Raw genomic sequence first — 12,483 nt, 5'->3', positions numbered from 1 at the left:
CCGATAACGCCGCGGGGGCGAGCGAAAGCTCGTTCGCCGCCGCAGTGGTGAGCCTCAATGAAAAATACGCTGTTAAGTATTAACGACATTATTTATCGGGTCTGCATCGGGATCGCCGGTTTTGCGGTGCTGATCATGACGTTGATTATCCCTTGGGGCATTTTCGCTCGTTACGTTCTTGGTACGGGGTCGAGCTGGCCGGAACCTGTTGCGATCCTGTTGATGGTGGTGTTCACCTTCTTCGGAGCTGCAGCCAGCTACCGTGCCGGTGCGCACATGGCCGTCTCCATGGCGGTGGATCGCATGCCCCTGCATTTGCGCAAGCTCGCTGCTGTGCTGGTGCAAGTGCTGATGGCAGTCGTAGCACTGTTCATGATCGTCAAAGGCTTCAAACTCTGCGCCACTACCTGGAACCAGTTTCTGGGCGAAATCCCGTCGCTGCGCGTAGGTATCTCCTACTTGCCAATTCCCCTCGGCGGGATCGTGACCCTGATTTTCATTCTGGAGCGAGTTTTTCTGGGTGACCAAAGCCATCGCGCCGTCATGCATTTTGACGTCGTAGAAGAAAGTGAAGGTGCTGCATAAATGGACGCACTTATATTACTAGGCAGCTTTATCGCGCTGATCCTGATCGGCATGCCGGTCGCTTACGCACTAGGTCTGTCTGCGCTGATCGGTGCATGGTGGATTGAGATCCCTGCTGATGCACTGATGATTCAGATCGCTGGCGGTGTCAATAAATTCTCTCTTCTGGCAATCCCGTTCTTCGTCCTGGCGGGCGCGATCATGGCCGAAGGCGGTATGTCGCGGCGGCTCGTCGCATTTGCTGGCGTGCTGGTGGGTTTCGTACGCGGTGGTCTGTCGCTGGTAAACATCGTTGCGTCTACCTTTTTCGGCGCTATTTCCGGCTCCTCGGTAGCGGACACTGCCTCAGTTGGTTCGGTGCTGATTCCGGAAATGGAACGTGCGGGCTACCCTCGTGACTTCTCCACAGCGGTAACGGTCAGCGGTTCGGTCCAGGCGCTACTGACACCGCCAAGCCACAACTCGGTTCTGTACTCGCTGGCAGCGGGCGGCACCGTTTCCATCGCATCGTTATTCATGGCTGGGATCATGCCGGGCCTGTTACTCAGTGCGGTGATGATGGGTCTGTGCATGATCTTCGCCCGTAAGCGCAACTACCCCAAGGGTGAGGTCATCCCGTTGCGCAAGGCGCTGAAAATCGCGGCTGACGCGCTGTGGGGCATGATGGCGCTGGTCATCATTCTCGGCGGTATCCTGTCGGGCGTGTTTACCGCCACCGAGTCGGCAGCCATTGCGGTGCTCTGGTCATTCTTCGTGACCATGTTCATCTACCGTGACTACAAATGGCGTGACCTGCCCAAGCTGATGCACCGGGCAGCCCGTACCATTTCCATCGTCATGATCCTGATCGGTTTCGCTGCCAGCTTCGGTTACATCCTGACGCTGATGGAAATCCCGATGAAGATCACGACAGCGTTCCTGACGCTGTCGGATAACCGTTACGTGATCCTGATGTGCATCAACGTCATGTTGTTGCTGCTGGGCACCGTGATGGACATGGCACCGTTGATCCTGATCCTGACGCCGATCCTGCTGCCCGTGATCGTGGGTGTGGGCGTAGACCCGGTGCACTTCGGCATGATCATGCTGGTGAACCTGGGGATCGGCTTGATTACACCGCCGGTTGGCGCGGTGCTGTTCGTGGGTGCTGCGGTGGGTAAAGTGACCATCGAAGCCACCGTGAAAGCCCTGCTGCCGTTCTACGTAGCGCTGTTCCTGGTGCTGATGCTGGTGACCTACATCCCTGCAATCTCCCTGTGGTTGCCGAGTGTGGTGTTGTAAGGCTTCGAGATAGCAGAAAAACTGTAGGAGTGAGCTTGCTCGCGATTTGATATGTCATTCAAAAATTTTTGAATGATCTGACGCCATCGCGAGCAAGCTCACTCCTACAGATCATCTCCGCCAGCCCCTGTTTTCCAGCCAAGGAGGCTGGTTGCTCATGTCTGCTCCTGCTTTGTTTCCCCGCCACATCGCTGTATTGCTCCTCGCCCTTCTCGCCTGTGCTTTTGCAGGCAATCACATCGCCGCGCGTATCGCCTTTGACCATGACACCGGCCTGCTGCTGGCGATTTTGTGTCGATCGGGCGTGACCTTGCTGGTCCTTACTGGCCTGGTGCTGTGGCAACGGGAACGCCCGAACCTGACCGCCAGAACGTGGCGCTGGCAACTCCTGCTGGGCGTGCTGATTGCGACACAAAGTTTCTGCATCTACTCGGCTGTTGCTCGCATTCCAGTCGCGCTGGCGTTGCTGATCGCCAACGTGGCTCCCATCCTGTTGGTCTTGCTCACATGGGCGTTAGGCGGCGCAAGGCCGACCGCTCGTGCCGCGTTGCTGATGGGTTTTATTCTGATTGGTCTGGTCTTTGCGCTGGACGTGCCGGAACGCTTGTCCAGCCAGCACAGCACCGAGGCACAATGGCTCGAAGGCATTGCCTTCGGTTTTGGAGCGGCGGGTGTTTTCGCCTGTGCGCTGTGGATAACCGACCATAAACTTTCATCCCTGCGCGGCACCGTGCGCAGCATGCTGACCATGTTGATCGTGTTCAGCGCCGCTGCATTGGCGGGTTTCAGCGGCGTGCTGCCTGGAGGTGTTTCATTGCCGTCCACCGCCACCGGCTGGACCGCACTGGCCTGTCTGGTCACGCTTTATGGCGTGGGGTTTTCCCTGCTGTTCATTTGCGTAAACCGTCTGGACATGGCCCGCAACGCGCCAGTGATGAACATCGAACCGGTGGCGAGTCTGCTGTTTGGCTGGTTGATTCTTGATCAATTGCTCAGCGGCGGACAGATCATTGGCGGCCTGATCGTGGTCGCCGGCATTGTGCTGCTGACCTGGCGGCGTAAAACGGCTTGAGCCCTCATCTGTACTCATACGGCGAATCATCATGCTCCCGGCAATCCTGACGCTTGAAGATGGCATCACCCGACTGACGCTCGCCCCGCAAACCGGCGGCAGCATCGTTAACTGGAATGTGATCGCCAGCGGCCAACCGCTGCTGCGCCCCAGCAATGACGAAGCCCTCGGTGCCGGGACTGCACGGAAGCTGGCCTGCTATCCGCTGGCACCGTGGTCCAACCGGATCAGCAACGGAGGATTTGACAGCCCCGATGGCTGGTTCGCGCTTGAGCCCAACAGCGCCAACGATGCGTTGCCGATTCATGGCAGCGCCTGGCAGCAGCCATGGGAAGTGATTGAGCAAAGTGCGCAACATGCCTGCCTGCAACTGAACAGCAGCATCCCTTTTGCTTATCGCGCGCAACTGCGCTTCAGCCTGCTGGACGGCACGCTGAGCATCACGCTGCAGGTGACCCACCTGGACTCGCGGGCCGCCTGGCACGGGCTGGGCTTGCATCCTTATCTGCCACGCACCGCCAACACCCGGTTACGGGCCACGGCGTCACAGGTCTGGCTGACCGATGAAGCAGGTCTGCCCACGCAACTTGAGAATCTGCCAGCCGAGTGGGACTTCAATGCGTTGAACAGCCTGCCGCACACCCGACTGGACAACGGCTTTACCGAATGGGATGGCAGCGCCCTGATCAGCCAGCCGGACCTGGGTTATGAGCTTGAATGCCGGGCGACGGGCAGTGAGTTCTTTCTGGTGTTCTGCCCGCCCGGGCTGGATTTTTTCTGCTTCGAGCCGGTCAGCCACCCGGTGAATGCCCACCATTTGCCGGGGCATCCAGGGTTGCGGCTGTTGCGACAGGGAGAGTCGGCTGAGCTGGGTTTCAGCCTGAGTTACCGCGCACTGTAACAATTTCATTCAGGCGAATCGCAAATCCCTGTGGGAGCCGGGCTTGCCCGCGATGCTGGCGACTCGGTTTCAAAGCCATACCGCGTTATCGTTCATCGCGAGCAAGCTCAGCTCCCACAGGTGGGTAGCCTCTCAAGCTTATGCAAAACCTGTGGGACCGAATTTATTCGGGAAAAGGCTGGCAGATTCAATACTTCTGTCGCCTGACATGACGCATTCGCGAATGAATTCGCTCCCACCGGGATCAACCCTTGCAGGCCAACATAGATCCTCCCGCAGACAACCGTCTCAGGCGGATCGCAAAATTCCTGTGGGAGCCGGGCTTGCCCGCGATATAGGCGACGCGGTTTCATGGCTATAACGCGTTATCGTTCTTCGCGGGCAAGCCTCGCTCCAACAGGGAAACGTATTCCAAACGATACGGCCAATCAAACCACCACGTAGTACTTGCGCACATACACCGTGCTTTCCCAAGCGCAGCTAGCGCCTAGCGGGACAAACACGGTGTCGCCGGTGTTCACGATCAGCGCCTCGCCGTCTGCGCCAGTGAGCGTCACCTGCCCTTCGACCAGGTGCATCAACTCATGCACTTTGTGCGGTCGGCCGCCACGGGCATAAGGTGTCGAGTCCCAGACGCCGATGCGCAGGGAGCTGTTCGAGGCTTCATAGGCGTTGTGTGAGCGGCACTGCGGAGTCGGGCCACTCAGGATGCTGGCCTCGGGGGCTGCCGACGGTGCAAGCGCAACGCGCTTGTCGATCCAGGTCAGCGCTGGCTGCGTGGACGGTGCGGAGCCACTTAGTGCGCAAAAAGCCCAAAGGCTGCCATCTGCCGCATCAAACTGACAGGCGACTCCCTGCTCCACTACAACGCTTTCGCCGGGGCCGACTTCGAGGGTTTCACCGTTAACGTGCAGGCTGACACACCCGCGGTGGACAACCAACATTTCCGTGAATGGATACGATTGACTGCTACGTACGCCACTGGCGCTGACCAATCCGGCACTTACGCCATCATCAGCGACATAAGCGATATCACGCACGTCGGCAAACGGATCGCCAGCGCTCAAAGCACCGCGCTTCAACGGTGCATCGGTTTGACTGCCGTCAGCGCGGACCAACAACAAAGCTTTTAGCTGTGACATTAAACACTCTCCGGATTAGCCAACGGCCTGGGTGACGAGGGCAAACTGTGCGACGCCAGCAGTGGCCTGCGGAGCCTTGCCTTTAGCCATTTGTGTGACGCTGTCGACAGCTTTAAGACCTGCAGCGTCCAGCCAGTCTGCCAAGCCGCTATTCGTAGGAATATCGATACGCACAAAGGAATACGGCACTCGCGACAGCAACTGACTGATCAGGTACCTGGCCTGCTCTACGTTTTGAGCGATCACCGGACCGATGCACAGGCCGCGACCAAAAGGGCGCAACAGAGCAAACGCCTGTAATTGCCCATTGCGCTCGATAGCTGCCGAGTGTTCTACGCTCGGCAGCAGGTCCTTTAGGACCGCAGTGCGATCAAGCCCGCTGCCCGCGTTGGCCAACTCGAACAGGCGCTTGTAATCCGCCTGGCCCACTGAGCGGCAGCTTTCGCTGAACGCGAGCGCGGGCGCTGACGGTGCTTCGGCTGGAGCCTGACCCTGACGTTGTTCGACGCTGCCGAAATCAACAAATCCCAAACTGGCGTACAGCGGGGCTCCGGCCAGGGTCGCGTTGAGAACAGGAATACGAGGTGTGGCGGCCTCAATCGCCAGGTTCATCAGTTGCCGACCAATCCCCTTGCCCTGATATTCGTCGCTGACGATCACCAGACCAATGGTTGAGAAATCCCCCTGATGGCAAGTGAATGCACTGCCGATCACCCTCCCCTTGTCTTCCGCAACGAAACCCTCGCTAACGCGTTGCAGCATCGCCCAGTCCTCACGACGATGCGGCCATTTCAACTGCACTGAAAGTTGGTGTGCAGCATCCACATCGGCCGCAGTCATAGGGCGATAGGAACATGAAGAACGTTGCGAGTCAGCCATGAAAAGCTCTCCGGTCAAAGGGGCACTAATGCCTGTATCCCATCTGCTTACCGCTCATGGCAAGAGCTCCGGAACGATTCGGCAGATTGCACAAAGCGCGCTGCCGTTTACCACAGTTACTGCTTAAATCGACACTAAGGTCGGCAGCAAATGCTTGGGCTTTTTTCCTAGGATGGACGTCTCGCTTTTTATCGGCTGGAGTCCTTCATGGATAGCTTCGATCCTCGTCAAATTTCTGTTCGCAGCGCGCACTTCATCGGCGGTCATTATCGCGATGCCCAGTCAGGCATGGACGTCTCACGCCCCTCCGACGGGCAGGTCTACGCCGGGCTGCCGATTGCTGACGCGGACATGGTGGACGAAGCCGTCAGTAATGCCTGGCAGGCGTTCAAGCACAGTGACTGGGCCAGCCGCCCGCCTCGCGAGAGAGCCCGGGTCATGCGTCGTTGGGCCGACTTGATTGAAGCCGATGGCGCGATCCTGGGACCGCTGGAAGCAGTCGGTTCGACGCGTCCCCACAAAGACGTGCTCGCCTGGGACATTCCTTATGTCGCCGAAGGGATTCGTTTTTTCGCAGAGCTGGCAGACAAGCATGGCGGCGAAGTGGCGGCGACTCAAAGCGACCGACTGGGCATGCAGATCGCCGAGCCTTACGGCGTGATTGCCGCCATTGCACCGTGGAACTTCCCGCTGAGTATGGGCCACTGGAAAGTCGCCCCGGCGCTGGCAGCGGGTAACGCCGTAGTACTCAAACCTTCGGAACTGACGCCATTTTCCAGCCTGCGCTTTGCCGAGTTGGCCGTGCAGGCCGGGCTCCCTGCCGGGATGTTCAACGTGGTTCAGGGTGACGGACGCACCACAGGCGACGCGCTGTGTCGTCATCCGCGCATCTCGAAAGTAACCTTCACCGGTTCGACGGCCACAGGCTCCAGCATCATGTCCACTTGCGCACTGGTCGGTCCCAAACCCGTGACACTGGAGCTGGGCGGTAAAAGCCCGCAACTGGTGTTTGCTGACGTGCCTGATCTGGCCAAAACCGCACGCACCGTTGCGCTAGCCATTACCGGCAATGCCGGACAGGTGTGTGTTTCGGGTTCACGACTGTTGATAGAACGCTCGATCATGGCGCCGTTCATTGAGCATCTTCAGGGCTACTTCGCTTCTTTGCGCCCCGGCCCGACCTGGTCACCAGACGCCACGCTGCCGCCGATCATCTCCCATTTGCAGGGCAGCCGCATCGACAACATCGTCCAGCGTGCGCGCCAGGCCGGAGCCGAAGTGCTGGCCGGTGGCGGACTGTTCGAAGGCATGGGCGGCGCTTATTACCAACCGACATTGCTGACCGCAGTGGACAGCCAAAGCCCGGCAGTCTGCGAAGAGATTTTCGGCCCAGTGCTGACCATTCAGGCATTCGACACCGAAGAACAGGCGCTGCAACTGGCCGAACACGACACCTATGGCTTGTGTGCGGGCGTGCACACGGCTGACCTGAATCGCGCACTGCGACTGATTCGCAAGCTGGAAGTCGGCACCGTCTGGGTCAACCGCTACGGGCGCAGCAACGATTACATCCTGCCAACCGGGGGCTATAAACGCTCCGGCATTGGCAAGGACCTGGGACGTGAAGCGTTTGAAGCCAATCTACGCTTTAAAAGCGTGTTGATCGATATCGCTCAATAGCGGCAGAAACACCGCGCTGCAACGGTAGGAGCGAACTTGTTCGCGAGACGCTTCTCCTGACATACCGCCTCGCCAACAAGTTGCCTCCTACCTGGAAAGCGGCAAGCCTGAAACACCGCGTCGCAATGGTAGGAGCGAACTTGTTCGCGAGACTTTTCCCCTGACACACCGCGCTGCAGCGGCAGGTCGAAATACTCCGGTACGTAATAGGCGAGCGATTTAGCCAATCGACCGCTAAATTCGCGTTTCTACTATTTCCAAGGAGCGCCACGGATTGGCTCTTAGCGCAAATGCACACCGACTTCGTAAAGGTCGCTACTCCGAAATTGGCCGGTTCTATATCGTCACTGTTACCACACATCAACGCCGCCCTTTCTTCGCCGACTGGAGACTAGGAAGGCTCGTCGTTCAGGAGCTTCGCCGGGCCGAACAGCAAGGCCTGGCTGAATCTTTAGCCTGGGTTGTGATGCCCGATCATCTCCACTGGCTGTTTCAACTCAAGAAGACATCTCTGAGCCTTTTGTTGAAACAGGTCAAAGCCCGAAGCGCTATCGCCCTCAATAAAGTCAGCGGGAGTGAAGGCCAGATCTGGCATCAGGGCTTTTACGATCACGCGCTTCGCCGTGAGGAAAATCTACGCAAACACGCACGCTACATCGTCGCCAATCCCGTGCGGGCAGGCTTGGTGAAGCGTGTAGGAGATTATCCGCTTTGGGATGCGGTCTGGTTGTAGATTCGAACCACCGCCTCATCCCCTCTCGCCAACAAGTTGCCTCCTACCTGGAAAGCGGCAAACCTGGAACACCGCGCTGCAATGGTAGGAGCGAACTTGTTCGCGAGGCTTTTCTCCTGACACACCGCCTCGCGAGCAAGGGCGGTCTACAAAACAACGGGAGCAGCTTTCTGGCTGCTCCCGTTTTTTATTGGCTTGACGCAGTTTGTGCTGCGCTGGCACAGCATCTGTTCGGCTTCAGCACCATAAGTGCTCATAAAGGCACATAAACACGAGGCTCGCCCAAGGCTGGAGCGCTCCGCAAAGTGTGCTGAGGGCAACCCCTAAAACGGCGTTTTCTATCAAGCAGCCGACGCTTTTAACGTCATCTGCTGATTTCACGGTGTTGTAATGAAGGTGTGGTGCAGCGTTGCATCACGCGCTTTGAATCCGAAGCACAGAGATGCCTCGCCCAGACTTAACGAACTTCAGGACCGCACTCAATGAGCTTTCTTCGCCCCAAATTCATTACGTTCGATTGCTACGGTACGTTGACCAACTTCCACATGGGCGCCATGACCCGCGAAATCTTCGCGGACCGTGTCCCCGCTGAACGCATGGAAGAGTTCGTCAAGGATTTCTCCGCCTATCGCCTGGATCAAGTCATGGGCGACTGGGTGCCTTACGACGAAATCATCAAGACTGCGCTGGAGCGTACCTGTAAACGTTGGGGTATCGAATACCGCCAGGAAGGCCAGCTTTACTACGACGCGGTTCCAACCTGGGGTCCTCACGCCGACGTTCCGGCAGGTCTGGCAAAAATTGCCGACAAGATCCCTCTGGTGATTTTCTCCAACGCCAGCGACAGCCAGATCATGTCCAACGTGAACATGCTCGGCGCGCCGTTCCACAAGGTCTTCACCGCTGAACAGGCTCAGGCCTACAAGCCTCGCCTTCGTGCGTTCGAGTTCATGCTCGACAACCTCGGCTGCGGCCCGCAGGACGTGCTGCACGTTTCGTCCAGCTTCCGTTACGACCTGTTCCCGGCGCATGACATGAAGATCAAGAACCGCGCATTCGTTGCCCGAGGCCATGACGTGCCTGCCAACGAGTCCTACGGCTATCACACCCTCAAGGACATCGGCGGCTTGCCTGCGCTGGTCGGCCTGTAATCCGCATCGCCCACGGTTTCCGGCAACGCCACAGGTAAGGACCAGCACCATGCGAAGTGAATCCTACTGGCTTGATACCGCACCGGCATTCGCCGGGGCGCAGACCGGCGCGGTAGAGGGCCAGGTGGATGTCGCCATTGTCGGGGGCGGCTTTACCGGTCTTTCGGCGGCCCGCGCCCTGGCGATGAAAGGCGCAAGCGTGGCAGTCCTGGAAGCTGACCGGGTGATCGGCGAAGCGTCCGGGCGTAACGGTGGCCAGTGCAATACCGGCGTGGCTCAGGATTATTCAGCGCTGACCGCCAGTCTGGGCGCCGACCAGGCCCGCGCGTATTACCTGGCTTACGAAAGCGCTGTAAAGAGTGTCGTCGCGGTGGTCGAGCAGGAGCAGATTGCGTGTGACATGACCCGTAACGGCAAGCTGAAACTGGCCGCCAAACCGATGCACTTCGACGGCATGGCCCGCACCTGCGAGCTGATCCGTCGGGAAGTGGACGCGGACGTCGAGCTTCTGTCCGCGCAAGAAACCCGCGCCGAAGTGGACTCGGCTGAATTCCACGGCGGCTTGTTACAGCGCAACGGCGTGCAGATGCATGTCGGGCGCTTTGGTGTCGGGCTGGCCGATGCTGCCGTGCGTCACGGCGCACAGGTTTTCCAGAACGCCGCAGTAAAAAGCTGGAAAGCCAACGCTTCAGGCTATCTGCTCAACACGGCCAAGGGCTCTATTCAGGCCAAACAGATCATGCTGGCAACCGGTGCTTGCCAGCATGGCGGTCCAGGCTGGTATCGACGGCGCATCGTGCCGGTGGGCAGCTTTGTGATTGTGACCGAGGTGCTGCCTCAAGCTTTGATCAATCAACTACTCCCACAACAGCGCGCCTACGTCACCAGCCGCATGATCGGCAATTACTTCCGCCTGACGCCGGATAACCGTTTGCTGTTTGGTGGCCGGGCGCGTTTTGCCATGTCCAATGCAACCTCTGACGCCAAGAGCGGCAAGGTATTGCGTGCCGCCATGGTGCAAATGTTCCCGCAACTGGCCAGCGCCAAAGTGGATTACTGCTGGGGCGGTCTGGTGGACATGACCTCCGACCGCTTGCCGCGTGCGGGTGAACATGAGGGCGTTTTTTACTCCATGGGCTACAGCGGCCACGGCGTACAGATGTCCGTCCACATGGGCCAGGTCATGGCCGACGTCATGGATGGCAATCCGCAAGCCAACCCGTGGCGTGAGCTTGACTGGCCAGCCGTTCCAGGACATTTCGGCACCCCGTGGTTCCTGCCGCTGGTGGGCGCGTGGTATCGATTTCAGGATGCCCGGCATTAGATTTTTTGCTTAACCGTCGTTGTGTGCGTTTCAAGGACGCTCCGGTCAACCGTGAGCAACTCATGCATTCCCTTAATCGACAGGTAGAACTGATATGGCTGACAACAAAGACGATTCCCCATTGATCTCAGGCCAGGACAGCCTGCGCGTATTCGAAGGGCTCAATCGCGGTCTTTCACGTCGTGATGCATTACGTATGCTGGGCGTTGCTGGCGTCGTCGCCAGCGGTGCGACGAGTCTGTTCGGTACCGCGGGCAAAGTCTTCGCCGACGAAGCGGCAGCGCCTGGCAAAGGCAAACCCGGTGGGCGTATTCGTGTAGCAGGCATGTCCAGTTCTACCGCCGACACCCTCGACCCCGCCAAAGGCGCACTGTCCACCGACTATGTTCGGCACTTCATGTTCTATAACGGCCTGACCCGCTTCGACTCCCATCTGGTGCCGCAGATGGAGCTGGCCGAGCGCATCGAAAGCGACGACGCCACCCTGTGGACCGTGACACTGCGCAAGGACGTTACGTTTCACAACGGCAAACCGCTGACACCTGCCGACGTGGTCTTCTCGCTGAACCGCCATAAAGACCCGCTGACCGGTTCAAAGGTCATGCCGTTGATGGCTCAGGTCAGTGAAGTCAAAGCCAGCGGTCCGAACGAAGTACAAATCCGCCTCAGCGCCGCCAACGCCGAGCTGCCGTCGATTCTGGCGGTATCGCACTTGTTGATCGTTCCGGAAGGCACCACCGACTTCAATCAGGGCATCGGCACCGGACCGTTCAAGGTCAAGGAGTTCAAACCGGGCGTGCGCTCGATCAGCGTGCGCAACCCGAACTACTGGAAGCCGGGCCTGCCATATCTGGACGAAATCGAATTCATCGCGATTGGCGACGAGCCTTCACGGGTCAACGCGCTGCTGTCCGGCGATGTGCACCTGATCAACGAGGTCAACCCGCGCTCCACCGCGCGCATTACCGCCAGCGCCAAGCACAGCGTGTTCGATGCCCCCTCGGGCAACTACACAGACTTGATCATCCGTCAGGACCAGATGCCGGGGCAGAACCCGGACTTCACCCTGGCCATGAAGTACCTGCTGGATCGCGAACAGGTCAAATCGGCGGTGTTCCGGGGCTACGCCCGCGTCGGTAATGACACGCCGATTTCTCCAGGGTCGCGCTACTTCAACGCTGATTTGCCGCAGCGTGTGTACGACCCGGAAAAAGCCCGCTTCCACCTGAAAAAGGCCGGTATGGAAAAAATCACCATGGCCGTGGCGGCATCGCCTGCGGCTACCGGTTCAGTGGACATTGCAGTGCTGCTGCAACAGTCCGCCAAAGAAGCCGGCCTGACGCTCAACGTCAACCGTCTGCCCAGTGACGGCTACTGGTCCAACCACTGGATGAAGCACCCGCTGAGTTTCGGCAACATCAACCCACGGCCGAACGCCGACGTGATTTTCTCTCAGTTCTTCCAGTCAACTGCGCCCTGGAACGAATCGGCCTGGAAGAACGAGCAGTTCGACCAGTTGCTGATGCTGGCACGCGGTGAAACCGACGAAGCCAAGCGCGCCAAGATGTATGGCGACATGCAGACGCTGGTTCATGACCACTGCGGAATCGGCATCCCCGTCTTCATCAGCAACATCGACGGCGTCGACAAGCGTATCAAAGGCTATGGCAGCAACCCGCTCGGCGGCTTCATGGGCTACATGTTCAGCGAGCAGATCTGGCTGGATGCTTGATTG

General features: G+C 58.8%; 11 protein-coding genes. 9 read left to right on the top strand and 2 right to left on the bottom strand.

The genetic code is table 11. From position 1 onward, the window contains the following. Positions 1-57: 57 nt before the first annotated feature. From AO242_RS12870 to AO242_RS12855, 4 genes are all read left to right on the top strand, one after another. Positions 58-585: a TRAP transporter small permease gene (locus AO242_RS12870; protein WP_099269017.1), complete on the top strand. Its 528-nt coding sequence runs from the start codon at positions 58-60 to the stop codon at positions 583-585. After that, positions 586-1,866: a TRAP transporter large permease gene (locus AO242_RS12865; RefSeq protein ID WP_099269016.1), complete on the top strand. Its 1,281-nt coding sequence runs from the start codon at positions 586-588 to the stop codon at positions 1,864-1,866. A 157-nt stretch (positions 1,867-2,023) separates the two neighbouring features. Then, positions 2,024-2,938 carry an EamA family transporter gene (locus AO242_RS12860; protein ID WP_099269015.1) on the top strand — a complete coding sequence of 305 codons (915 nt, stop codon included), beginning with the start codon at positions 2,024-2,026 and terminating at the stop codon, positions 2,936-2,938. A gap of 31 nt (positions 2,939-2,969) precedes the next feature. Next, a complete protein-coding gene (locus tag AO242_RS12855; RefSeq protein ID WP_099269014.1) occupies positions 2,970-3,839 on the top strand; it encodes an aldose 1-epimerase in 870 nt (289 codons plus the stop codon). Positions 3,840-4,267: 428 nt separating this feature from the next. Here AO242_RS12855 and AO242_RS12850 read toward each other — a convergent pair whose 3' ends face one another. Both AO242_RS12850 and AO242_RS12845 read right to left on the bottom strand, forming a co-directional pair. Then, complete coding sequence (locus tag AO242_RS12850) at positions 4,268-4,981, bottom strand: cupin domain-containing protein (protein WP_099269013.1); 714 nt, start codon at positions 4,979-4,981, stop codon at positions 4,268-4,270. A gap of 15 nt (positions 4,982-4,996) precedes the next feature. Further along, the gene (locus AO242_RS12845; RefSeq protein WP_099269012.1) at positions 4,997-5,860 is read right to left on the bottom strand and encodes a GNAT family N-acetyltransferase; all 864 of its coding nucleotides are present in this window, start codon (positions 5,858-5,860) and stop codon (positions 4,997-4,999) included. A gap of 207 nt (positions 5,861-6,067) precedes the next feature. Here AO242_RS12845 and AO242_RS12840 point away from each other — a divergent pair, with 207 nt between their 5' ends. The 5 genes from AO242_RS12840 to AO242_RS12820 all read left to right on the top strand — a co-directional run bounded on the left by AO242_RS12840 (position 6,068) and on the right by AO242_RS12820 (position 12,480). Beyond that, a complete protein-coding gene (locus AO242_RS12840; RefSeq protein ID WP_099269011.1) occupies positions 6,068-7,540 on the top strand; it encodes an aldehyde dehydrogenase family protein in 1,473 nt (490 codons plus the stop codon). Between the two features lie 274 nt (positions 7,541-7,814). After that, a complete protein-coding gene (locus AO242_RS12835) occupies positions 7,815-8,273 on the top strand; it encodes an REP-associated tyrosine transposase (protein ID WP_099269010.1) in 459 nt (152 codons plus the stop codon). A 482-nt stretch (positions 8,274-8,755) separates the two neighbouring features. Next, positions 8,756-9,424 (top strand): haloacid dehalogenase type II, encoded by a 669-nt coding sequence (locus AO242_RS12830; RefSeq protein WP_027901141.1) that lies wholly within the window; start codon positions 8,756-8,758, stop codon positions 9,422-9,424. A 49-nt stretch (positions 9,425-9,473) separates the two neighbouring features. After that, positions 9,474-10,748, top strand: a complete 1,275-nt coding sequence (locus tag AO242_RS12825; RefSeq protein WP_099269009.1) for an NAD(P)/FAD-dependent oxidoreductase — start codon at positions 9,474-9,476, stop codon at positions 10,746-10,748. Between the two features lie 94 nt (positions 10,749-10,842). Then, the gene (locus AO242_RS12820; protein ID WP_099269008.1) at positions 10,843-12,480 is read left to right on the top strand and encodes an ABC transporter substrate-binding protein; all 1,638 of its coding nucleotides are present in this window, start codon (positions 10,843-10,845) and stop codon (positions 12,478-12,480) included. Positions 12,481-12,483 lie beyond the last annotated feature (3 nt).

It is taken from the genome of Pseudomonas sp. ICMP 561, from assembly GCF_002699985.1.
Taxonomy (GTDB): Bacteria; Pseudomonadota; Gammaproteobacteria; order Pseudomonadales; family Pseudomonadaceae; genus Aquipseudomonas; species Aquipseudomonas quasicaspiana.
This window is presented reverse-complemented; position numbering and strand designations above follow the sequence as displayed.